At 63.4% G+C, this 22,828-nt stretch carries 25 protein-coding genes; 15 read left to right on the top strand and 10 right to left on the bottom strand.

Translation table 11 applies throughout. The features are described 5' to 3' along the window. Positions 1-118 precede the first annotated feature (118 nt). Genes ACFZAI_RS14165 through ACFZAI_RS14155 form a run of 3 tightly spaced genes read right to left on the bottom strand, consistent with a single transcriptional unit; the run spans position 119 to position 3,477 of the window. Positions 119-1,807: a TolC family outer membrane protein gene (locus tag ACFZAI_RS14165; RefSeq protein ID WP_391567453.1), complete on the bottom strand. Its 1,689-nt coding sequence runs from the start codon at positions 1,805-1,807 to the stop codon at positions 119-121. Continuing rightward, positions 1,800-2,669 carry a hypothetical protein gene (locus ACFZAI_RS14160; protein WP_391567452.1) on the bottom strand — a complete coding sequence of 290 codons (870 nt, stop codon included), beginning with the start codon at positions 2,667-2,669 and terminating at the stop codon, positions 1,800-1,802. The genes ACFZAI_RS14165 and ACFZAI_RS14160 overlap by 8 nt, the downstream gene beginning before the upstream one ends. Before the next feature lie 16 nt (positions 2,670-2,685). Then, positions 2,686-3,477 (bottom strand): SapC family protein, encoded by a 792-nt coding sequence (locus ACFZAI_RS14155; protein WP_391567451.1) that lies wholly within the window; start codon positions 3,475-3,477, stop codon positions 2,686-2,688. A 618-nt stretch (positions 3,478-4,095) separates the two neighbouring features. Between ACFZAI_RS14155 and ACFZAI_RS14150 the strand changes: the two genes are divergently transcribed. Together ACFZAI_RS14150 and ACFZAI_RS14145 are read left to right on the top strand one after the other, a co-directional pair. After that, a complete protein-coding gene (locus ACFZAI_RS14150) occupies positions 4,096-4,803 on the top strand; it encodes a response regulator (RefSeq protein WP_391567450.1) in 708 nt (235 codons plus the stop codon). Between the two features lie 40 nt (positions 4,804-4,843). Further along, positions 4,844-5,380 (top strand): hypothetical protein, encoded by a 537-nt coding sequence (locus ACFZAI_RS14145; protein WP_391567449.1) that lies wholly within the window; start codon positions 4,844-4,846, stop codon positions 5,378-5,380. A gap of 105 nt (positions 5,381-5,485) precedes the next feature. Here ACFZAI_RS14145 and ACFZAI_RS14140 read toward each other — a convergent pair whose 3' ends face one another. From ACFZAI_RS14140 to fdx, 4 genes are all read right to left on the bottom strand, one after another. Beyond that, positions 5,486-5,722, bottom strand: coding sequence for a hypothetical protein (locus ACFZAI_RS14140; RefSeq protein ID WP_391567448.1), 237 nt, complete (start codon positions 5,720-5,722; stop codon positions 5,486-5,488). A gap of 223 nt (positions 5,723-5,945) precedes the next feature. Beyond that, on the bottom strand, positions 5,946-6,353 hold the full coding sequence (locus ACFZAI_RS14135; protein ID WP_391567447.1) for a type II toxin-antitoxin system death-on-curing family toxin: 408 nt from the start codon (positions 6,351-6,353) through the stop codon (positions 5,946-5,948). Further along, positions 6,354-6,533, bottom strand: coding sequence for a hypothetical protein (locus ACFZAI_RS14130; protein ID WP_175169183.1), 180 nt, complete (start codon positions 6,531-6,533; stop codon positions 6,354-6,356). It abuts the gene before it with no gap. 552 nt (positions 6,534-7,085) lie between these two features. Continuing rightward, complete coding sequence (fdx, locus tag ACFZAI_RS14125; protein WP_391567446.1) at positions 7,086-7,424, bottom strand: ISC system 2Fe-2S type ferredoxin; 339 nt, start codon at positions 7,422-7,424, stop codon at positions 7,086-7,088. 219 nt (positions 7,425-7,643) lie between these two features. On the opposite strand from fdx, the gene ACFZAI_RS14120 reads away from it, so the two are divergent. Then, positions 7,644-8,348: a carbonic anhydrase gene (locus ACFZAI_RS14120; RefSeq protein ID WP_391567445.1), complete on the top strand. Its 705-nt coding sequence runs from the start codon at positions 7,644-7,646 to the stop codon at positions 8,346-8,348. Positions 8,349-8,493: 145 nt separating this feature from the next. Here the strand turns inward: ACFZAI_RS14120 and ACFZAI_RS14115 are convergent, their stop codons facing one another. Both ACFZAI_RS14115 and ACFZAI_RS14110 read right to left on the bottom strand, forming a co-directional pair. After that, positions 8,494-9,582, bottom strand: a complete 1,089-nt coding sequence (locus ACFZAI_RS14115; protein WP_391567444.1) for an alpha/beta hydrolase family esterase — start codon at positions 9,580-9,582, stop codon at positions 8,494-8,496. 28 nt (positions 9,583-9,610) lie between these two features. Then, a complete protein-coding gene (locus ACFZAI_RS14110) occupies positions 9,611-10,033 on the bottom strand; it encodes a hypothetical protein (RefSeq protein ID WP_054425649.1) in 423 nt (140 codons plus the stop codon). Positions 10,034-10,227: 194 nt separating this feature from the next. Here ACFZAI_RS14110 and ACFZAI_RS14105 point away from each other — a divergent pair, with 194 nt between their 5' ends. Both ACFZAI_RS14105 and ACFZAI_RS14100 read left to right on the top strand, forming a co-directional pair. Next, positions 10,228-10,398: a hypothetical protein gene (locus ACFZAI_RS14105; protein WP_391567443.1), complete on the top strand. Its 171-nt coding sequence runs from the start codon at positions 10,228-10,230 to the stop codon at positions 10,396-10,398. Between the two features lie 98 nt (positions 10,399-10,496). Continuing rightward, positions 10,497-10,727, top strand: coding sequence for a hypothetical protein (locus ACFZAI_RS14100; protein WP_391567442.1), 231 nt, complete (start codon positions 10,497-10,499; stop codon positions 10,725-10,727). 41 nt (positions 10,728-10,768) lie between these two features. Here ACFZAI_RS14100 and ACFZAI_RS14095 read toward each other — a convergent pair whose 3' ends face one another. Next, positions 10,769-11,380 carry a ferritin-like domain-containing protein gene (locus ACFZAI_RS14095; RefSeq protein WP_391567441.1) on the bottom strand — a complete coding sequence of 204 codons (612 nt, stop codon included), beginning with the start codon at positions 11,378-11,380 and terminating at the stop codon, positions 10,769-10,771. 177 nt (positions 11,381-11,557) lie between these two features. Between ACFZAI_RS14095 and ACFZAI_RS14090 the strand changes: the two genes are divergently transcribed. The 10 genes from ACFZAI_RS14090 (at position 11,558) to ACFZAI_RS14045 (ending at position 22,808) form a co-directional block, all read left to right on the top strand. Continuing rightward, a complete protein-coding gene (locus ACFZAI_RS14090) occupies positions 11,558-11,944 on the top strand; it encodes a VOC family protein (protein WP_391567440.1) in 387 nt (128 codons plus the stop codon). A gap of 275 nt (positions 11,945-12,219) precedes the next feature. Next, entirely contained in the window at positions 12,220-13,197 is a 978-nt protein-coding gene (locus tag ACFZAI_RS14085) for a LysR family transcriptional regulator (protein ID WP_391567439.1), read from the top strand. After that, positions 13,194-14,711: a SidA/IucD/PvdA family monooxygenase gene (locus tag ACFZAI_RS14080; protein WP_391567438.1), complete on the top strand. Its 1,518-nt coding sequence runs from the start codon at positions 13,194-13,196 to the stop codon at positions 14,709-14,711. Before ACFZAI_RS14085 ends, ACFZAI_RS14080 begins: the two co-directional genes overlap by 4 nt. Continuing rightward, a complete protein-coding gene (locus ACFZAI_RS14075; RefSeq protein ID WP_391567437.1) occupies positions 14,708-15,682 on the top strand; it encodes an ABC transporter permease in 975 nt (324 codons plus the stop codon). The genes ACFZAI_RS14080 and ACFZAI_RS14075 overlap by 4 nt, the downstream gene beginning before the upstream one ends. After that, on the top strand, positions 15,679-16,596 hold the full coding sequence (locus ACFZAI_RS14070) for an ABC transporter permease (RefSeq protein WP_391567436.1): 918 nt from the start codon (positions 15,679-15,681) through the stop codon (positions 16,594-16,596). The genes ACFZAI_RS14075 and ACFZAI_RS14070 overlap by 4 nt, the downstream gene beginning before the upstream one ends. Next, positions 16,593-17,603, top strand: a complete 1,011-nt coding sequence (locus ACFZAI_RS14065; RefSeq protein WP_391567435.1) for an ABC transporter ATP-binding protein — start codon at positions 16,593-16,595, stop codon at positions 17,601-17,603. Before ACFZAI_RS14070 ends, ACFZAI_RS14065 begins: the two co-directional genes overlap by 4 nt. Beyond that, positions 17,600-18,616 (top strand): ABC transporter ATP-binding protein, encoded by a 1,017-nt coding sequence (locus ACFZAI_RS14060; protein ID WP_391567434.1) that lies wholly within the window; start codon positions 17,600-17,602, stop codon positions 18,614-18,616. The genes ACFZAI_RS14065 and ACFZAI_RS14060 overlap by 4 nt, the downstream gene beginning before the upstream one ends. A gap of 82 nt (positions 18,617-18,698) precedes the next feature. Beyond that, positions 18,699-20,273, top strand: coding sequence for an ABC transporter substrate-binding protein (locus ACFZAI_RS14055; protein WP_391567433.1), 1,575 nt, complete (start codon positions 18,699-18,701; stop codon positions 20,271-20,273). 3 nt (positions 20,274-20,276) lie between these two features. Continuing rightward, the gene (locus tag ACFZAI_RS14050; protein ID WP_391567432.1) at positions 20,277-21,608 is read left to right on the top strand and encodes an acyl-CoA thioester hydrolase/BAAT C-terminal domain-containing protein; all 1,332 of its coding nucleotides are present in this window, start codon (positions 20,277-20,279) and stop codon (positions 21,606-21,608) included. 24 nt (positions 21,609-21,632) lie between these two features. Continuing rightward, positions 21,633-22,808 (top strand): CMD domain protein, encoded by a 1,176-nt coding sequence (locus tag ACFZAI_RS14045; RefSeq protein WP_391567431.1) that lies wholly within the window; start codon positions 21,633-21,635, stop codon positions 22,806-22,808. Positions 22,809-22,828: the final 20 nt, after the last annotated feature.

Genomic DNA, 22,828 nt, shown 5'->3' with positions numbered 1-22,828 from the left:
ATCGTCGCTCGACATTTGTGAAAGCGGGCGTATGACACGCCCTGAATTAAAACGATTCGGAGCCATCCGGCGTCGCGCCCGATGGCCCTGCGGTTGGCCTGCTTGCCGCCTGACAGCCTTACTGCATCTGCTGGCTGATCGCCGCGATATCCGCCGCGCTCAGCGTTCCCGCCGCCTGCTTGAGCTTCAGTCCGTCCAGCACAAAGTTGTAGCCAGCCTCGGCCTGCTGGCGCTTGGCGTTGTACAGATTGCGCGAGGCGTCCAGCACGCTCACGATGTCATTCAGCCCCGCCGTGAAGCCCTCTTCCTTCAGCTTCAACGCCATTTCAAACGAGGTCACCGAACTGTTCAGCGCCCGAATGCGGTCCACGCCGATGACGATGTTCTGGAACGACGAGAACACCTGGCGCTGCACCTTGCGGCGCGTGAGGCTTAAGTCCGACGACGCGGCGCTTAAGCGGCTGGCGGCCGCGTGGCTCATGCCGTACGTGTAGCCGCCCTGGAAAATCGGCACCGACAGGTTCACCGTGAAACGGGTGTCGGCCACGGTGCTGCCGCCGCCAAACAAGCTGCCGCCCGTTTCGTTGCGGCCGGTGGAGGCGCGCAGGTTCACGCTGGGGTAGTAGCCCGCCTTTTGCACCGCCACTTCCTTTTCGGCCACGGCCACGCCCGCCGACGCCGCGCGAATGGACCAGTTCTGGTCGAGCGCGGTGCGCAGCCAGGTCTGGGCATCGTTGGGAACAGGCAAAGTCATCGGCAAGTCTTTGCGCACGGGGCGAAGCTTCAGGTTGCCGTAGCCGATGATTTCCTGAATGGCCTGTTGCTTGTCCAGATAATCGTTTTTCGCCAAGAGCGTGTTGGCGTCCTGGATGTCCAGGCGCGCCTGCACTTCGCTCAAGCCCACGCGGGTTTCCTGGCCGCTGTGATAGCGCGCCTGAACCAGTTCCATCTGCTTTTGCGTCGTGCGGCGTTCGGCCTCGGTCAGTTCGATCTGGTCTTGCGCGGCCAGCACGCTCAGGTACGCCGTCGCCGTGCGCAGCATCAGATCTTGCTGCGCGTAGGCGTAGCTGGCCACTTCCTTGCGCTCGGCGTCCTGCGCCTGACGCCACTTGTGATACGCGCCCAGCTCAAAGATAGGCTGGTTCAAGGTCAGCGCCCAGCCGTTCTCGGCCCAGTTGGCGCGGCCCGTCTGGTAGACGGCGTTTTCGCTATCGACCACGTTTTGCTTCACACGGCTGCGGTTCACTTCGCCGGTGACGCTGGGCAATAGCCCCGCGCGCGCGGACGTCACGCCGTAACCCACCGCTTGCAGCTCTTGGTACGCGCCCTGCAATTGTGGGTCGTTCTGGAGCGCCATCATGTAAACCTGATCAAGCGTCATCGGATCGGTTTGATCCGGCAGCTGCGCGCCGTTGTACGCCGGGTTGTCTTGCGGCAGGTAGGACACGGGCGCGGGCAACACAGTGGTTTCGTCAAAGCGCGGCGCGGGCGTGGGCGCAACCTCGTCCATCTGGGCGCTGGGCGTCGTCTTGCCAAAACCCGAGTCCTGCTCCGGCGTGCGCTGCCCCATCTTCAAGGTGCCAGCTTCGGTCTGCACGCCACCGGAAGGGGTTGCGGCAGTTGGGGTTGCGGCAGCGTCCGGCGTGGCGACACCCGCGGCCGAGACCGGCGCGGTGTCAGCCTTCGCAGCCGGTGCGCTTTTTTGCGCGGCGCAGCCCGCCATACCCATTGCCGTCAACACGGCCAGCGCGATCATGCCCGTGCGCGCAGGCGCGGGACGCAAGAGAAGCTTGTCGTTGTCAGTCATAGTAGACAGTCAGGAACTCGTGTCCGTCCCGCGCGGCGCCGGCAGCCAGGCTGTACAGGCTGCGCGGTTCGTCGGGCAAAAGAAAACCCAGGACCTCGCTTTCGGCTAGCGCCAGGCTGGCGGCAACACGCAACAGGTCGGGGATGAAGGCTCGCAAAGGCAGGTCTGCCCCGCGGAAAGTGACGGTGAACGAATCGCGGCGGGTGTCGGCTTCGTCCACTTCAAGAAACATGAAGCCGCTGTGGTCGGCTTGCTCGCAGGCCGCCTGCACGATGCGCTCGGCCACTTGGCGCAACACCGGGTTGGCCAGCTTGGCCAAACGCGGCGCCAGATGCGCGTCAAACGCGGCGCGGTCGGCTAGATAGCGCATGCGGTAAGCGGTGATGGCCGCTTCCTGCTGCGTGGCCGGATGCCATTTGTAGCCGCAACCCAAGGGCAACACGCCGTGCTGGCGCAGCGCCTCGGGCGTGGGCATGAATTCCAGGTAGATGCGGTAGGTGCCTGCCGCGCCGTCGGGCTCGTAGGCAAAGAACATGGCGCGTGCGTGCTCCATGTCTTGCTGCACGCGCATCCACAGCGATTGCGGAATGGCCAGCGCCTGCGACAGCGTGGCCATGTCCAGCTGATGCCAGTGTTCACGCTGGATGCCCAGCATGAAACGGTTGCCGACCAGACCCGCGGCCGAAAACTTCATCGACCACTCGACCCCGTCGATCTGCCTGCCTTTGAAGACAGACAGCAGGCGATCCGCCCAGATCCGCCGTTCCCCCCGCAGCGTGTGCAGGGGGATGTGAATCTCCGGCTCGGCGCCGGGTTGGCTGGCGGCCGGGCCGATCGCGGGAGTCAAGGTAGCGGTCAGCATGGCCCGGGTGGCGGTATCAGGCCGCGGACTCGGCGGGCGCGGCGTCGGTGCTGGACGCCACATCCTTTTGCTGCTGCGCCTTCAGGCGGCGCTGCTCGTCCAGCTGCATGGCCAGACGCTGGATGTTGCCCAGCGACGCGCGATGCAGTTCGATCAGGCGCAGGATGCCCGAACGCTGAAGCTCGACCACGCGCGCGTCATCGATGCCGGCAAACTTCTGCTCGTCCACCACCCAGAAGCCGCTCAGGTAGCGGTCGCCATCGGCTTGCGAAATCGTGATCGTCTTGGCCGACAGCAAGCCCAGTTCGTTCAAGCGCTTGGCCATGTTCTTGGTCAGTTCCATTTCGCCCTGGAACACGCGCAGAAATTCCATCATCTGCGTCAGGTAGCCCGTTTCCTTGCCGTCTTCGAACAAGGCCACGCCGTCGGCGGTGTTGATGCCGGGGTAGGACTCGTCAATGCACACCGCCAGGCGGTCGGCTTCGGAGGTCGTGCCCAGCACGAAGGGGTAACGGCGGGCAAATGCCGGCACGTAGGTGTCGGCCCTCCAGGTGCCCTGCTCGGTCACGAATAGGTTGGACTTGTCTTCCAGGCCCAGCAGCACGGCAACGTGGAAATTGCCGGCGTCGTCGCCCACGAAAACGATGGGGTAATGACGGCCGGCATCGGCGAATTCGCTGGCCGCGATGGGCAGCGCATTCGTGTCGTGCGCAAACGCGTAGTGGTCCGGCTGGATCTGGATTTTGGTGTTCTGGTGCGCCGCACGGTCCAGTGCAACGGCACGTTCGTAAAACACAGTTGCTGACATTATTAATTTCTCCTTACCCGGTGTTTGTCACTTTGTCCACGTTTTCGGCAAGGATTATGCGCAACTTCAGCACGAAGTTTTGCCGGAAAATCCATCCGTCATAAGGGTGAACGACCGCAAGAATTAGACGGGTTTTGTCAAACTTCGTCCATACCTGAAATTGGTCATTTTCCCTATGTAGAACACTAACTTGCCGGCTAATGCGGGCAAGTCCAGACATAAACCGAAATATTTCACATCACATCAAAAATGGCCCGGAATTTTTCGGGATAAATGGACAAGAAATGAATAATCAGGCCGTCTCCCGCCCGGGGCGAATGGGCGGTATAAAACATTAAGTTACTAATTAGCCGGTAACTTGATGCTTGCGCTGACGCCGAAAATTAACGCGAATGAATGAGGGCCGCATTGGACTTTAGTCCTAGTCCGCAACACAATCCGATGCGGCCGGGGCGGGATATTTCGTTGACCGGCAAGTCAAGCTTTGTTAATTTATTTCCGACTATGTCACAGCCGATCCGCCCTGCACGGGCCCTCGCATCGGCGCCAGATTCCCCTGCTATCCCCCTATCCGACTCGGCCGATTGGCTGGCGCGGCCCGCTTTCCGGAGACCTCCAGTGACCGCAGTGCTGATGATCGAAGATCACACCATGTTCCGAGAGGGGCTGATGATGACGATCGGACACATGGCGCCCTCGCTGGATATCTGCCCCGCCGCAAGCGGCGCTGAAGCGCTGGCCGTTCTGGAATCGCGCGCTGACATCAGCCGCGTCATCATGGATTACTACCTGCCCGACATTGGCGGCACGGCTCTCTTGAAGCGGCTGCGGCAAGTGCGGCCCGGCGTGCGCATCCTGGTGTTGTCGGCATCTGAAGATGCGCACGACCGCCACAGCGCAATGACTGCCGGCGCGCGCGCGTTCCTGCACAAATCGGCAAGCAGCCAGATGCTGCTCTCGGCCCTTGAACAAATCGACCTGCCTTATCTACCTGATGGCCTGCCGGATGCCCAGGCTGATACCGCGCCTGGCGGCCAAGCCGCATTCGCGCCGGCCACCGCGCCGGTCATCACGCCGTCCGGTGTGCAGAACGATATGCGGCCCGACGCCGCCGCCCTGCTTAGCGAGTTGACGCCGCGTCAGATCGAGGTGTTGCGGCTGATGTGCGACGGCATCCGCAACCGCGACATCTCCGAGCAGCTTGGTGTTACCGAGAAAACGGTCAAGGCGCATATCTCCGTCATTCTGGCCACGCTGGGCGTGCCGAATCGCACGCAAGCATCGCTGGTGGCGCGGCGCGGCGGCCTGTTGGGCAAACCGGTTTAGCCTTGCCTTGCGCGCAAAGGGTTTATGACAGAATGGCGCCATGCGTCTACTCATCTCCGTTTGCATCCTGACTCTGGCCGCGCTGGCTTTTGTGGCTTACCGCTATGCCCGGCGTGCGCCGGACGACACGCCGCGCCGCATTGGCAGCGACGTCTTGGCCGGCGCCATCATGTTCGCGTTGTTTGCCCCGGCCATCGGCGGCGCGGCGGTCACCATCACCATCAGCGCCATCGCGATGGCGCCGAAAAATCTGATGATGCTGATCTTCGGCTTGCCCTGGTTTTATGTGTTTGGCGCCGTGCCAGCCTTGTTATGCGGCGGCGTGGCAGGCGCCTTGCGGCCCGCTCGGACCACGTGGTGGTCCTACGCAAAAGTTGCGCTGGTGGGCGGCGTCTTCGGCGTGGGCTTTGTTCAAGGCATCACGAGCCGCGCGTTTTCATGGGAAGAACTTAACGGCTCGTTGGCGATCGGCGGCCCGGCGGGCATGTTCAGCGCCTTTCTTTGCGCGATCTGGTTCTACGGCAAACCCGGCAGTACGCGCCCGGCCGATCGCGATGCGGCGCGGGCTGCTGCGTAGCGGGCGATGGGATAGGGGCTATCCGATTTGAGGAACAGAGGAATAGCGGATTAGGGGATTAGGGGATTAGCGGATTAAAGGATTAGAGGATTAGGGGATTAGCGATCAGACGCCCTTGGCCGCTGACCGTTCCTCTGCTTTTTCCGCTTCCTCTTTCTCTTCCGCCTCGGTCTTCACCGCTTGCAGCTTGACCGTCTGCGTACAGCCATTGGCCGCCGCACACTGGCCAGGCTGCTGCGAGCTTTTCACACATTCCGCAAACGCCAGCGCGGCATCTACCGTGGCGAAGTGGTACGAATGCCCGTCCGCAAAAGCAACCTTTCCTTCAACTGAGCAATCCATGGCTGACTCCGTTAGCGTGACGATTCTTGGTCGCCGTAGCCAAAAGGCCAGCGCCGCTTGTTCGGTTCAGGGGTCGGCTTTTCGTTATTCATGATGGACTCCAATTTGCGAATATAGGAATCCTATCTGCGCAGTCGTAACAGCGATGTAAGGGTTCGAAAACAAGCCCTTCAAGGGCGTTGAGCGCCCTTCTGCCGACGATCCGCCGCAATCCGCGCGAGCGTTACTCAGGCTGGAAATCTACAGCTGGCTTTCCATGCGCAAGCCATACTGCACTGAGAAAATCAGCAAATGCCGCGCCAGAAATTTCACCGGATGCCAGCAGGACAACGACCTCTTCGAGCTCTGCAACCCGTGGAATTTGAATGCCTTGCCGATACAGGTAGGTCAACGCACAAGTCAGCGCAGTCCGCTTGTTCGCATCATTGAAGACATGGCCGCGAGCCACCGCTTCGGCATAGAGCCCGGCAATACCAAACACATCATCCAACCCGGCATAGTGCGCATGCATCTCTATGCGGAAAAGCGCTGCCTCTACCGCGCCGACGCCACCGCCCGCCAGACCGGGTAGGCCACCGGTCTCGGCCAGGATTTCATCGTGAATGGCAATCACAAACTGAGAATCGAGCACCTACCGATCCTTCAGTGCAATGAGCACATCCCGATGGACAGCAATGACACTCTTCGCCGCCGATGCCACCTTTTCTTTGTCCTTCTCGGTCATCACGGGCGGCAGTTCGCGAGCGGGTTGAATTTTCTCCCGCTGCACTAACTTGTAGCCATACAACTTTTCACCGTACGAAATTTCCATCGCTGCCTCGCTTGCCAATATTGCCGCTGCCCGGACTCCGGACGCGCATCTTGCAACTATACAAGCCCCGCTGGAAACTTGATCGGCTGGCCACGCCTTTCCGGCGAAACATCCACACGGCAATCACCCACACGGGCGATATTCCCCTGTCCGCCTTGAGTGCTATCAATAAAAGCGCCAAGGGAGAAACCGCCATCCGCTGGCATAACAACATCCGGCCCGATGCGGATAGGCGATCTGAGGGAGGGCTTTGTCATGGCCTCAGGCTCACGACTGTCTGACGTAATTGTCAAACTGCCGGACCGGTCGACGGTGCGCGTCGAACGTCGCCTGGTCATTATTCGTAGCGCAGACGCGTCGCCAGAACATCGTTATGTCTGCACATTGGAATCCGGCGAGCAAGTCATTTGGCTGGGTGATGGAAAGTACCGGCTGCCAGATGGCGCCGTCGCAGTGGCAGTGGCACACAAACGTCCATAGTTCGCGGCCTTCGGTCCGTGCAAATTGTGGAGCGTGTTGCGCGGGAGGCTTAGCGCCATCGCCGCACGCATTTCAGTGGTTTTCCTTTGCGTGATTGACCGTGTACTTGGGGATGTCGACCGTCACGTCTTGTTCGCCGACGATGGCCTGGCAGCTTAAGCGCGACTGCGGCTCGACGCCCCATGCGCGGTTAAGCAAGTCTTCTTCGCCCTCTTCCACGTCATTGAGCGCATCGAAGCCGCTGCGCACGATGCAGTGGCACGTGGTGCAGGCGCGGCTTTGCTCGCACGCGTGTTCAATTGCGATGCCGTGATCCAGCAACGCGTCGCACAGGGACGTGCCCGCGGACACGTCCAGCACTGCGCCGGCGGGGGCAAGATCAGGATGGGGAAGAACGGTGATTTTTGGCATATTGGGCCACCTTAGTTATCTGTCTTGGCCTGTCCAAGAGAAGACCCCGAGCCTAAAGATGCCCACGTGGGCAAGGTCAAGCGCCCGTCGCTTTAAACAATGGTTAAGTCCACACGGGTTACTGCGCCGAAACACCGTTATCGCCGCACAATGATCGCGCACGAATTCTCTGGACATCTCGTCCTTTGGGAGAACCCTATGTGCGATTGCGCCAACTGTTTGTCCCCCTCCACCCCTGAGAATCCCCGCCGCCGCCTGCTATTGGGCGCGGCGGGAATTGCCGCCATCGGAGCCACGGGCTGGCTTGAAGCCGCCCACGCCGAAGTCCCGTCGAACGATATTGGCGGTGACGCCGCCCTGAAGCGCCTGATGGCCGGCAACGCGCGGTACGCCGCCAACAAACCCAACGTTCGAGACTTTTCAGCGGGCCGCGCCGCGCGCGTCAAAACGCAAAAGCCGATTGCGGCGATCTTGAGCTGTTCCGATTCGCGGGTGGCGCCGGAGTTGGCGTTCGACCAGAATCCGGGCGACGTGTTCATCGTTCGCGTGGCGGGCAACTTCGTCAATGACGACGGCCTGGCCAGCTTTGAATACGCCGCCAAGTTCCTGAACGTGCCGCTGATTCTGGTGCTGGGCCACAACAACTGTGGCGCGGTGGACGCCACGGTGAAGGTACTGAAAGAGCAAGCCGAACTGCCTGGCCACCTGCCCGAACTGGTCAACGCCATCAAGCCCGCGGTGGAGCGCGCCAGCAAGGGCGACCCCAAGAACCTGCTGAGCGCCGCCATCGCTGAAAACGTCCGCCTGGCCGTCCAGCGATTGCAGACGGCGCAACCGGTGCTGCAAGGCATGGTTCAACAGAAGAAGCTGATGGTGGCGGGCGGCGTCTACGACTTGGCCACGGGCAAAGTCACGCTGGTCTGATCGCGCGGCGCGGGGATTGCCGTCACGTCTTACCCCTTACGGCTAGCGGCCTTCCGAAACGGAAGGCCGCGCCCATTGGCCGTATACCTGTACTGCACAAGTCGTGCTGCACAAGTCATGGTGCACAGCAAGGCCGCGACGTGCGTCAGTGCTGGGCGGCCAAGGGGTGTTCGAAGAAGAATCGCAGCATCTCTTGGGTCGCATTCGGGCCGCTGGCGTCTGTATAGGAACCGCGCGCGGAACCGCCGGCCCAGGCGTGGCCGGCGCCATGCACCACCCAGTATTCCGCGACCACGTCGCCCGCCGAATTCCGATACACGCGCTTGGTGCTGTCGCGCCCTTGGTTCGCGCTTGCGACGCGTTGGCTTTCCGCGCGGGCACTCGCCCCGGCGCTTGCGGCGACCACCGCGTCCGCATTGCTGGGGTGGACGGTGGTATCGCGATCCCCATGAAAGACGATGGTCGGCACCGCATTGGGCGACGCCGTCACCGGCCCGGCGCCCATGCCTTTCATCGCGGCCAAGGCGCCTGGCAAATCCTTGGCGGCGCCCGCGGCCAAGCCAGAATGCACGCCCGCCGCCGCATACAGCTTCGGATAAGCGCCAGCCAGAATCGCGGCCATCGCCCCGCCCGCCGACAGGCCGGCCACGTAAACGCGGCGCGTATCGATGTTGTGTTCGGCGATGATGTGGCGCGTCATCTCCGCCAGAATCGACGGTTCGCCTTTGCCCGCCTGCTGATGGTTGTGCTTGAACCAGTTCCAGCATTTCTGCGGATTCACCTCGCGCGGCTGCACCGGATACAGCACATAAAAGCCCTGCTCTCGCGCGGCGTCGTTCATGGCAGTGCCAGCGGCGAAATCATCGGCGTCCTGCGTGCAGCCATGCAGCATCACCACCAGCGGCCGGGGCTGATCGCCCGCGCCGGGCGGCACGTAGAGCTTGTAGCTACGCTGGCCAGCGGCGTTGCGAAAGGCGCCTGAGAGGAAGACATCAGGTTGGGAAGCGGGCTGCGAAGGCGCATCAGAAACGGGTTCGGCAACGGGCTTGGATTCCGGAACCTCCCAAGCCTCGACGTCGATGACGTCGGCATCATCGAAACGCGGCTGCGCGGCGGTGGCCGTGGGTTGCACGCCAAGCAACGCGGCTTGAATGGCGGCCGTCGCTGCGGCCAGATTGCCGGAACGGGTGAGCCGGGTGGCTTGGCTCATGAGCTGCTGAAATTCAGGGTGCATGGTGTGACCTTTAAAGCGGCTAGGACTGTCAGCGTATGCGCTGACGCAGGGCGGCCTTGACGGCGGCGCTGGCGTGCAGCGCCCCCAACACCGTCACGGATTCAATCGTGGCCAGCGCCAGCTCGGGCGTCACGTCCGGCGCAATGGTCGCCAGACCCAAAATCCGAATCTGAAGCATTTCCCCGGCGGCCTGCACCGCCAGCAAATCCTGGGCGGTGTAGTGCTGAATGCCCAGCACCAACGTTTTCCGGCTGACCGCCTGCCGCACGGCTTCACCGTGGGTGGCGAGCTGGTTGCGGATCGCGGTGCGGATCAGGTCAGTCCGATTGGCGTAGAAGCCTTCCTGGACCAGAAGATCAATCTGACCCAGGTCGACATAACCCAGGTTGATGGTGATCTTTTCGTCGGAAGGCTTGGGAGCGGAAGCGAGGCGTGGGGGACGAGGAGGCATGAAACGGATCATAAAACCATCCAAGTGGATGGCATATGGATGTTTCAACTTGATAGATCTGGCCGGCTGCCGCCATGCGGGCAACGGCCGAAAACAAGATTGCCTGTTTCAATTGATCCGTAGGGGATCGGATTTTTAAGACTTACTGTGGGTAGGTGGCAAACCGTCACCACAACCTTAAAAAGGTGCGCACCATGACATTCCCAACCCGCTTTGGCGCTAACGCGACCGGCGCTCATCCAGACAAAACCCAGCCTCCCGGCAAGCCGCAGGAAGCCCAGGCCACGACCAAGGATGACGCCGCTAAGAAACAAGCACAGGTTGACGCCAGCAAGGCCAGCGCTTTGCAAGGCGACAAGACCTGAGTCCGGCCCGTCGCCCGGGGCGGGACTGAAGTCAGCCCTCGTTCCACGTACGGCACCAGCAGGACAGATCACCCGCCTATTCGGCAGAGGAGATCATCATGAAGCATTCAAGCAACTCATCACCCGGGCACACGGGTCTGAAACCAGAGACCGACCGGCCTGAAGCACGGCCCGCGGCCACCCCAAAACCCCCGCCCCCGCACTGGAGCAAGTCGCCCACAGGCGCCGCCGCAACGCCGCGTTCTGCCGGGCGGGCCGACGACCGCGATGCCGTCATCAACGGCCACGGCCATGGGCCGCGCCAGCACGCGGATTGGGATGAGCCGTAGTCAGGCCATGGGCCATGGGCCAAGGGCCAAGGGCCAAGGCGTCAGAGCATCGTGTCCCGCGCCTGCTCGGCGCGCGCCGCACCAATCGCCGTCTCGACCTTCTTCACTTCCTCGGGCGGGGGAAGCACGGCGGGAAAGCCCAGCGCTTCGATCCACAGTTCGCGGGTCCAGCCCATCGTGTGATACAGGTGATGATCCTCGTCTTGCTCGACCGCTTCATGGGCCTTCTTCAAGATCTTGGCCTCTTTGCCCTTCAGCTTGTCGGCGACCAGACCAATCAGCTCCCAGTTCTGATGATCTTTCGTTTCGGCCAGGACGACACATTCCGCCGCGGCCACCTGCGCCGCCACCGCGTCGCCCTTGGACTTCGCCAGCGCAATGGCTTTCACCAGTGAATCACCATGGTGCTTGACCACGTCGCGGCTGGGCACCCGCTTGTCAGGGTCAAGGCCGAGTTCTTCAAACACGGTAAGGAGTACCTGCCGATGCGTCTTGGTCTCGTCAAGATAGCTCTGCCACTCCTTCGCCAGGTCTTCGTTCGTGGCACAGGAAAGCGCCGCGGTGTAGACGTTGATGCCGCCCAGCTCCGTTTCCAGCGCCTGATAAAGCAAATCATGGATGCGTGCCATGTCACCACTTTTGTTGGTAGCCATACGATTCTCTTGAAAGGGTGAAGTCAGTGCTTCACCTTGTGCGGCCACATAGCCGTACCCGGGCATCGCAAGTAGCGCTCCCAAACGCTGTTGCAAATCGAAGCCTCGTGGCCTGCACACCTGGCCTATCTTGGCTTGATTGGCCGTCCGCGGCCGCAATACACAGGAGACCTGCGCATGTTGGACCATATTGAAATTCACGTGAGCGACTTTGAGCGCAGCCGGGCGTTCTACCTAAGCGCACTCGCGGCTATCGGCTATGTGCCGCGCAAGGCACTGGCGACAGGAATGGGCTTCGGCGTTGGTGAGCCCGATGACGGCGGCGACCCTGGCGGCGAATTCTGGATTCACCAGGGCACACCGAGCACCCCACGCGTGCATATCGCCTTTCGTGCCCGCAGTCGCGCCGAGGTCGACGCCTTCCACCGCGCGGCTTTGGCTGCCGGTGGCAGCGATAACGGCGGCCCCGGCATTCGTCCGCAATATCACCTGAATTATTACGGAGCCTTCATATTGGACCCGGACGGCTACAACATTGAGGCGGTGTACCACCGCCCCGCCTGATCGCGTTACGCCAACGTCGTACGCACAGACGAATTTCCGGCGCCGCTTGAGCTTTCGGCTTCGAGGAAGATTGACGCTTTCGATTCCTCTAGCAGCCGACCATCGTCGTGCGCCCGATAAGCGCGAATAGCGGCTCCGCTAAGTCATTGAAATAACGCGCAGTTATGAAAAGGCATAAGGAAATCCCCAATTAGGGTATTTGCTTATGCCTTTTAACTATTTGCAGCGCGCATACTTGCTGGGCAAGAATTCGCTCTGAGCATAAAGCAAGACAGATGGAACTTCGCCAACTCGAGGCCTTCGCGGCCGTCATGTCCACCGGCAGCGTCACCGCTGCCGGGCGTGTGCTTGGACGCTCGCAACCGGCCATCAGCCGTTTGCTTCAGGAGCTGGAAGCCGAGATCGGCTACGCCTTGTTCGCGCGCAGTGGTCCGCGGGTCACGCCCACCGAACAGGGCTTCCTGCTGTATGACGATGTGGAACGCGCGCTGGCCAGCCTGCAGCAGATACGCGGGCGTGCCGAAGAAATCGCGCGCGGCCAGGCCAAGCCGTTGCTGCTGGCCGCAACGTCTGCCTTGGCGGCGGGCTTGTTGCCCGACGCATTGAAGCGCATTGAATCCCAAGCCGGCGCGGTTCGCATTCAAGTGCGCAGCGCGTCGCCGGAACGCGTGGTGCATGCGGTATTGACCGGCGCCGCGCAATTGGGCGCAACGAGCCTGCCGTTGGAACACCGCGGTTTGACCGTGCATTGGATTGGGCAGGCCGCCTGTGTGGCTGCGCTGCCCGAAGACGATGCGCTGGCCGCGTTGGACGTGGTGCCGGTGTCGGCGCTGGCCGAGCGCCGTTTGATCACCATGGCCAACCCTTACCGCTTGCGCCGTCGTTTGGACGCCGCGCTGGCGCCTGGCGGCAACGCCCCCGGCACCATCGAAACCAATTCGTCCGTCAATGCCCTGGCCGCCGTGCGCGCTGGCCTGGGTGTGTCGGTGCTGGAACCGATCACCGCTTACGGCGTCCCGATGCCGGGCGTGGCGATCCGGCCCATCAACCTGGACATCCCTTTTTTCTTTGGGGTCATCACCCCGCAGTCGCAACCCCTGACGCCCGCCTGCCAGGCCATGGCCGACGCGCTGGCCGATGCCGCTGCCGCCCTGCTGCCCGGCTTTGTGCTGCACGACGCCTGCGAGCATTCGGCGCTGTTGCAGTCGATCTACGGTGATGACGCCCCTGTTTTGGAAACCCCCGCACTATGAATTTGCCCATCGCCACCCCGCCGCAAGGCTTAGCCGCGCTGGAAGCGCGCCTGCGGCAAGACCTGTCCTGGCTGGAAATTCCCGCCAAGAACTGGGTTGCGCCCCGGCTCGTGGACGGCCAGCAAGTGCTGGACGTCGTCATCATCGGCGGCGGCATGGCCGGTTTGGCTGCGGCGGCGTCGTTGACGCATCTGGGCATTACCGCGCCCATCTTCGACCAAGCGCCCGAAGGCTATGAAGGCCCGTGGGCCACCACCGCCCGCATGGAAACGCTGCGTTCGCCCAAGCAGTTGACCGGCCCTGCCCTGGGCTTGCCGGCGCTGACCTTCCGCGCCTGGTTCGAAGCCCAATTCGGCTCGGCCGAATGGGACGCACTGGACAAGATTCCGCGCCTGCAATGGATGGACTACCTGCGCTGGTATCGCCGCGTGCTGAACCTGGACGTGCGCAACGAACACCGCGTGCTGTCGGTACAGCCGCGCGCCGACCGGCTGGTGCAGCTGGACGTGGAATCCCCCGCCGGCCGCAGCACGGTGCTGGCGCGCCGTGTGGTGCTGGCCACGGGCCGCGATGGCTTGGGCGGCGCGTATGTGCCTGACTTTGCCAAGACATTGCCGCGTGACCGCTGGGCGCACTCGTCCGACGTCATGGACTACGCCACGCTGGCCGGCAAGCGCGTCGGCGTGGTGGGCGCGGGCGCGTCCGCCATGGACAGCGCAGGCACCGCGCTGGAAGCCGGCGCCGCCAGCGTCGACCTGCTGATCCGCCGCAACGACATTCCGCGCGTGAACAAGGGCAAGGGCGCGGGCAACCCCGGCCTGACCCATGGCCACCTGACCCTGCCCGACGAATGGAAGTGGAAGATCCGCCACTACATCAACGCCGCCCAAGTGCCGCCCCCGCGCGGCAGCACCTTGCGCGTGTCGCGCTTCCCGAACGCCCGCTTCAACCTGGGCTGCGGCGTACAAAAGCTGGAGATGATCGGCAACGACATCCACGTCACCACGCCCAAGAGCGTGTTCGTGCTGGACTTCCTGATCTTCTCCACGGGCTTTCGTATCGACTGGACCGTGCGCCCGGAATTCGCGCCGCTGGCGCCTCACGTGCGCAACTGGGGCGACCGGTTCACCCCGCCCGCCGGCGAAGAAGACCAGGAACTGCATGACTCGCCCGACCTGGGCGCCGTCTTCGAGCTGCAAGAAAAAGTGCCCGGCGCCTGCCCGGGCCTGGACCGCGTGCACTGCTTTTCCTACCCCGCCGCGCTGACGCAAGGCACGATCTCGGGCGACATCCCGGCCATCAGCGACGGCGCCAAGCGCCTGGCGCAAGGCATCGCCGGCCTGTTCTACCGCGAAGACGTCGAAACGTACTACGCGAATATGGAAGCGTTTTCCGAACCGGAAGTGTTTGGCGATGAGTGGACCCCCGCCCCGCCCCCGGCTCCGCTGCACGCCACAGGCAGCGCGGCCAGCGCAGCGGCCACCCCGGCCTCGCAAGCGGAGACCGCGCAATGACCGGTTGGTTGATACGCCGTGTCGCGCAAGCGGCGGTGGTCGTGTTCCTGATGACCTTGATTGTCTTCGTGGGCCTGCACGCCATCGGCAACCCTGTGGACATCCTGATCGGCCAGGACGTGGACCAGGTCGACCGCGCCCGCATCATTGCGGAGCTGGGCCTGGACAAGCCGCTGTGGCAGCAATACTTGGGCTTTCTGAACGGGGCGCTGCACGGCAACCTGGGCAATAGCTTCGTCTACAACATCCCGGCCATTGAGCTCGTCATCCAGCGCCTGCCCGCCACGCTTGAACTGGCGATCAGCGCGCTGGGCCTGGCCGTCATCATCGGCCTGCCGCTGGGCTTGATTGCCGGCCTGTATCCCGACAGCCGCTTTTCCAAAATGATCATGGCCGGCAGCATCGTCGGCTTCTCGCTGCCCACGTTCTGGGTGGCGCTGATGCTGATCATGACGTTCAGCGTGTCGCTCGGCTGGCTGCCCGCCAGCGGCCGGGGGCAGACGGTGGAGTTCCTGGGCTTTCAGTGGTCGTGGCTCACCGCCGATGGCTGGCGCCATTTGATCCTGCCCGCGCTGAACCTGTCGCTGTTCAAGATTTCGCTTGTCATCCGCCTGACGCGCGCCGGCGTGCGCGACGTGATTCCGCTGGACTTCGTGAAGTTCGCGCGCGCCAAGGGCTTGTCGCCGTTTCGCGTGGTGTGTGTGCACGTGCTGCGCAACACGATGATCCCGCTGGTGACCGTGCTGGGCCTGGAGCTGGGTTCGACGATTGCGTTCGCCGTCATCACCGAAAGCATTTTCTCGTGGCCGGGCGCCGGCAAGCTGATTCTTGACAGTCTGAACGCGCTGGACCGCCCCGTGATCGTGGCCTACCTGATCGTGGTCGTGTGCCTGTTCGTGACGCTGAACCTGATCGTCGACATTCTTTATAAAGTGCTGGACCCCCGGGTACGGCTGGAGGGCTCGGCATGAGCACCACTGCAACCCCCGAGAAGATTCCCGCTCTGCGCCGCGAATCGCCCTGGCGCCGCAACCTGAGCGAATTCCTGTCGTCCAAGACGGCGGTGTTCGGCCTGGTCATCGCTACCCTGCTGATCCTGGCCGCCATCTTCGCGCCGTGGATTTCGCCGCAGAATCCGTATGACCTGCTGCAAATCGACGTGCTGGATTCCCGCTTGCCGCCGGGTTCCATGAACGGCCTGGACACCTTCCACTACTGGCTGGGCACCGACGGCCAAGGGCGCGATTTGCTGTCCGGCATTCTGTACGGCCTGCGCATCAGCTTGATGGTGGGCGTGGGCTCGGCCGTAATTGCCGGCATCGTCGGCACGCTGCTTGGCCTGCTGGCCGCCTACGCGGGCGGCAAGGTCGACGCCTTCATCATGCGCTTGGTCGACCTGATTCTGTCGTTCCCGTCGATTCTGGTGGCCATGATGATCCTGGCCTACCTGGGCAAGGGCGTGGGCAACGTGGTGTTGACGCTGGTGATTCTGGAATGGGCCTACTACGCCCGCACTGCGCGCGGCCAGGCCCTGGTGGAACGCCGCCGTGAATACGTGGAAGCCGCGCGCTGCCTGGACATTCCCAACTGGCGGATCATGTTGAAGCACATTCTGCCCAACTGCCTGCCGCCGCTGATTGTGATTGGCACCTTGCAGATTGCGCGCGCCATCACGCTGGAGGCCACCTTGAGCTTTCTGGGCCTGGGCGTGCCGGTGACCGAACCGTCGCTGGGCCTGCTGATTTCCAACGGCTTTCAATACATGCTGTCCGGCGAATACTGGATCAGCTTCTACCCCGGCATCGCGCTGCTGATCACCATCGTCGCCATCAACCTGGTGGGCGACCGCCTGCGCGACGTGCTGAACCCAAGGACTCACAAATGACCGACCGCACCGCTACCGGCGCGCCGGCCACGCTTGAAGTGCGCAACCTGCGCACGCACTTTCATACCCGCGCGGGCGTGCTGCCCGCCGTGGACGACGTGTCGTTCACGCTGGAGCGCGGCAAGATTCTGGGCCTGGTCGGAGAATCCGGCTCGGGCAAATCCGTGACGGGCTTTTCCATCATGGGTCTGGTTGACGCCCCCGGCCGCATCGTCGGCGGCGAAATCCTGTTCCAGGGCCGCGACCTGACCAAGCTGGCCCCGCGTGACTTGCGCAAGTTGCAAGGCAACCGCATCGCCATGATCTTCCAAGATCCGATGATGACGTTGAACCCGGTCCTGCGCGTCGACGTGCAGATGATCGAAACCGTGCGCGCGCATAACAAGATGAGCAAGGCCCAAGCCCGCACGCTGGCGCGCGACACGCTGGGCATGATGGGCATTCCCAGCCCGGAAGAACGGCTGCTGGCCTACCCGCATCAGCTGTCTGGCGGCATGCGCCAGCGCGTGGCGATCGCCATCGCCATGCTGCACCGCCCTGACCTGATCATTGCCGACGAACCCACCACCGCGCTGGACGTCACCATCCAGGCGCAGATTCTGTCTGAAGTGCAGAAGCTGGCGCAGCAACACGGCACCAGCCTGATCTGGATCACGCATGATCTGTCGGTCGTGGCGGGCCTGGCTGATGACGTGGCCGTGATGTACGCCGGCCGCATCGTTGAACACGGCAAGGTCGACGATGTGCTGGACCGCCCGCAGCATCCCTACACGGTGGGCCTGATCGACAGCCTGCCCAGCAATAACCAGCGGGGCCAGCGCCTGCGCCAGATTCCCGGCATGACGCCCAACCTGCTGCACCTGCCCGCCGGCTGTGCGTTTTCCGCGCGCTGCTCGCGCGCGACCGCCGCCTGTGGCCAGCAACCCGGCATCACACAAGCCCTGCCCGAACACGACGTGCGCTGCTTCCATCCGACTATCCAGATCCACAACGAGGTGACGGCATGACTGTATCCGCCGCCCCCACGCCGCTGATTGACCTTGCTCAAGTCAGCAAGCGCTTCGGCGAAAAAAAGGTCGGCGCCGCCGGCCGCGCCATGCAAACGCTGGGCTTGTCCAAGCCGCCCGCCATCACGCGCGCGGTCGACAACGTGGACCTGATCGTGAACCCCGGCGAAGTGGTCGGCCTGGTCGGGGAATCCGGCTGCGGCAAATCCACGCTGGGCCGCATCGCCGCGGGCTTGTTGACGCCATCGGGCGGCGAAGTGCGCATCAACGGCGTGCGCCCGTCGGACATGACATCCGCTGAGGCCCACGCCGCACGCCTGACCGTGCAGATGATTTTCCAGGACCCCTACGCCAGCCTCAACCCGCGCCTGCGCGTGGACGAGATCGTCGGCGAAGCGGCCCGCATCCACGGCCTGGTCGACAACGCGGGCTTTGACGACTACGTCAGCGCCCAGTTGGAACGCGCGGGCCTTGACCCCGCCTTGCGCCAACGCTATCCCCACCAATTCAGCGGCGGCCAGCGCCAGCGCATCGGCATCGCACGCGCGCTAGCCGTGCAGCCGTCCATGCTGGTGTGTGACGAAGCCGTGGCCGCGCTGGACGTTTCCATTCAAGCGCAGATCCTGAACCTGTTCATGGACCTGCGCGAAGAACTGAACCTGACGTATCTGTTCATCAGCCACGACCTGGGCGTGGTGGAACACCTGTCTGACCGCGTCGTCATCATGTACCTGGGCCGCGTCGTGGAAACGGCCACCGTGGACGAAGTGTTCCAGCGCCCCAACCACCCGTACACGCAAGCGCTGCTGGCGGAAATTCCCAGCCTGAAGTCGCGCCACAAGATCTTTACCGCGATCAAGGGCGAGATTCCCAGCCCGCTGAACCCGCCCGGCGGCTGCCATTTCCATCCGCGATGTCCGCATGCGATGCCGCGCTGCAAGACCGAAGTTCCCACGTTAAAGGGAATCGCCATCAACCATTTAAGCGCCTGTCATTTGAACGACATGGCCTGAACCTAATCGGCCGCGCGGTGCTCCGGCACCGCGCAGCCTTCGGAACACTGCAATCGTTCCCCCCCTACCAAGGACCCCGAACATGAAACGCTTGATTCTTTCGACCCTGACCGCCGCCATCCTTGGCGCCTCTGCCGCCGCGTCCGCCGACAACCTGTCGATCGGTTTCGCCGACCCGCTGTCGTCCCTGGACCCGCAGCTGAACAACCACGCCGGCGACCGTTCCGTGGCCCTGCACTTCTGGGACCTGCTGATCGAAAACAAGTGGAACAAGCTCCAGCCGGGCCTGGCCGTCAGCTGGAAGCCGCTGGACTCCACCACCTGGGAATTCAAGCTGCGTGAAGGCGTCAAGTGGCAAGACGGCACGCCGTTCACCGCCGACGACCTGATCTATTCCTACACCCGCGCGCGCGCCGTGCCGGGCAGCGTGGCCACCTACGCCGGCTACCTGCGCACCATCGACACGATGACCGCCAAGGACCCGCTGACCCTCATCGTCAAGACCAAGGCCCCCAACCCCGACCTGCCGCTGAACCTGGCGTCGGTGCACGTCGTCAGCAAGCACGTCGGTGAAAAGTCCACCACCGAAGACTACAACTCGGGCAAGGCCGTAATCGGCACCGGCCCGTACAAGTTCGTGTCCTACACGCCGGGCGACCGCGTCATCATGGAACGCAACGACGGCTACTGGGGCGACAAAGCCACCTGGGACAAGGTCAACTACCGCTACATCAACAACGCCGCCTCGCGCACCGCCGCCCTGTTGGCCGGTGACGTGGACGTGATCGACAAGGTGTCGGTGTCGGACCTGGCCAAGCTGCAAAAGGCCCCGAACATCTCGGTGTACCCGTACGACGGCCTGCGCGTCATGATCCTGCAACCCAGCTTCAACCCCGCGCCCAACCAGTACATCACCGACAACAACGGCAAGCCGCTGGACAAGAACCCGCTCTTGGACCTGCGTGTGCGCCAAGCGCTGAACCTGGCCATCAACCGCAAGGCCATTTCTGACCGCATCCTGCAAGGCGCGGCCACCGAAGCCAACCAGTGGATGCCCAAGGGCACCTTCGGCTACAACCCCGACGTGAAGGACATCCCCAACGACGTCGCGCAAGCCAAGAAGCTCTTGGCCGAAGCCGGTTTCCCCGACGGCTTCAAGCTGACCATGCACGTGCCGAACGACCGCTACCCGCAAGGCCCGGAAACGGCCCAAGCCGTGGCGCAGTTCTGGACCCGCGTGGGCGTGAAGACCCAAGTGGAAGTGGTGCCATGGGCCGTGTACTCGGGCCGCGCCAACAAGAACGAATTCGCCGTCAGCATGCTGGCATGGGGCAATGGCACGGGTGAAGCCAGCTACGCGCTGGTCAACATCCTGGCCACCGTCGACGCCAAAAAGGGCCTGGGCGCGTCCAACTGGGGCCACTACTCCAACCCCAAGGTTGACGCCGCGCTGGAACAATCCACGTCGGAATTCGATGTGGCCAAGCGTGAAGCCATCCTGCGCGACTCGGTCAAGCTCGTATCGGACGACGTCGGCATCATCCCGCTCTACCACTACAAGAACATCTGGGCTACCAAGAAGGGCCTGAAGGTTACCCCGATGACCAGCGACCGCACGGCCGCCATGATGGTCACCAAAGAACCCGCGGGCAAGTAAGCCATGGCGCCGACCCTAACCATCACCCCCGCGGACGCGTTGATCGACGTGCCGCGCCAGATCCGGGTCGAGCACGTTGAGCCGGGCCAGACGGTGGAAATCACCGCGCTGACCCGCCGCAACGGCGTGCTCTGGCAAGCGCAAGCCGCGTTCAAGGCAGGCGACGACGGCGTCGTCGACCTGACCCGCGACGCGCCCGTCTCGGGCGACTACACCGGCGTGGCCCCGATGGGGCTGGTCTGGTCGCAAGCGCCCGTGGACTCACCCAGCCGCGAACACTTCAACCACCCGGTCACTGACGCCTTGGTCACCGAAGTGGTCGCCCGCGCGGCGGGTGCGCAAACGCAAGCCTCCTTCACGCAGCGCCTGGCGCTGGACGGCGTCACGCGCCACGAGGTCCGCGAAGAAGGTCTGGTCGGCACGCTGTACCTGCCTGCAGGCAGCAAGCCCGGTTCGCACCCCGCCGTCATGATCCTGAACGGCTCGGGCGGCGGCATCAACGAACCGCGCGCGGCGCTGTATGCGTCCCGCGGCTACGCCGCCTTTGCGCTGGCTTACTTCAAAGCGCCGGGCCTGTCCGACTACATCTCGAACACCCCGCTGGAATACTTCCAGACCGGCCTGCGCTGGCTGCGCAAAAAGGTTCAGCCCAAGCACGACTTCGTCGCCATCAGCGGCCAATCGCGCGGCGGTGAACTCGTGCTGCTGCTGGGCGCAACCTTCCCCAAGGAAGTGTCCGCCGTCGTCGCCTACGTACCCGGCGCCGTCGTCCACAGCGGCCAGAACGCCTGCGACCCCAAGATCGGCCGCGAAGGCCCGACCTGGCTGCTGGGCGGCAAGCCCCTGCCCCACGTCTGGGAAAACAACCGCACCGCCACCTGGGCGCCGTTTGATGAAGGCCCATCGCCGCATCGTCACGAGAAAGCCATCCTGACCGCGCTGCAAGACCCCGACGCCGTCGCCCGCGCCCGCATTCGCGTGGAAGACATCGAAGGCCCGGTCATGCTGCTGTCGGCCACCGACGACGGCTCGTGGCCGTCAAGCCTGTACTCGAAGATGGTGCAGGACAAGCTGCGCGAAGTGAAACACCCCTACCCCGTCGAATGGCTCGACTACGAAAACGGCGGCCACTCGATCCTGTTCCCGTACGTGCCCACCACCCAGCTCGTCTACGCCCACCCCGTGTCGGGCAAGATCAGCACCAGCGGCGGCAACCCCAAAGACAACGCACGCGCCGACCAGGAATCGTGGGAAGGCGTGAAGACGTTTTTGGACGCGGCGGTGAAAGCCCGTGCGGCTGCACATTCGGCAAGCACTTCCGGCAACGCCGGCTGAACAGACACCAAGGAGTACATCCCCATGGCACAACAACCCATCGTCTATGACGCCGCCAACGATCTCGTCGACAAGCTTGTCGGCCTGACGCCCGGCAGCAAAACTTTTGAGGTCCGCCACCAACGCGAAAAAGTCGCCGCCGCCACGCAAGGCAGCTACGACGCGCTGTTCGACCCGGCGCTGCCCGGCTTGTCGCTGGCCGAACGCCTGCTGGTCGCGCTGTACGCCACCCGCATCAGCCCGTCGCCGCTCTTGGCCTCGCACTACCGTGCACGCTTGGCCGAAACGGATGCCGCCCCCGCCGACATCGCCGCCGCAGAATCCGGCAAGCCGTCAGACGCCTCCACCCCGCGCCTGGTTGCGGTCTTGGAATTCACGCGCAAGCTGATCGAAAACCCCGTCGAAGGCGACGAAGCTGCGCTGAAGACCCTGCCGGCCGCAGGCGTCTCCACGCCGGCGGTCGTCACCCTGTCGCAACTGATCGCCTTCCTGTCGTACCAGACCCGTCTGGTCGCAGGCCTGGCCGCGATGAAAGACCTGGAAGGCCAAGCCCCCCGCGCCGCCGCCGTCCCGCCCGCGCCCTTCGAACCCAACACCGCCGCCACCGAACCCGGCGCCGTCATCAAGGCCCACGGCTTCACCAACGAAGTGCTGGAGTGGAAGGCATGGCTCGACGTCGTCAACGTCGACACCGCCACCCCGGAACAAGTCGCCGTCCTGGAAGAAAGCCACCCCAAGGCCAAGGTCTCGGACTACTACCTGTTCCTGGTCCACCAACCGGAAATCCTGCGCCAGCGCTCCACCGCCTTCAACGCCATCATGTACGCCCCGGGCGGCCTGTCGCGCGCAGAACGCGAGTTGGGCTCCACGGTCGTCTCGCGTGTGAACGGCTGCGTGTACTGCGCGTCGGTCCATGCGCAGCGCTTTGAGCAGCTGGCCAAGCGCAATGAGGTGATCGCGCAAGTGTTCGAAGATCCCTACACCGCCGGCACCACGGCACGTGAACTGGCGATTGCTCAGTTCTCGATCCAGATCACGGAAGCCGAGGCCGATGTGAACGCAAACAGCATCCAGGCGTTGAAGGATGCCGGCTTGAGCGAGGGTGAAGTGCTGGATCTGCTGCACTCGGACGCGATCTTCGCCTGGGCAAATCGTTTGATGCTGAACCTGGGCGAGCCGGTTTTTGCCACCGTAGGCTAAGACCCGCTTTTCCGCCGCCC

The organism is Achromobacter sp. NPDC008082, from assembly GCF_042957345.1.
GTDB classification, from domain to species: Bacteria; Pseudomonadota; Gammaproteobacteria; order Burkholderiales; family Burkholderiaceae_B; genus Achromobacter; species Achromobacter kerstersii_A.
The sequence above is the reverse complement of the archived record's forward strand: the minus strand, read 5'-3'. Positions and strand labels throughout refer to the sequence as shown.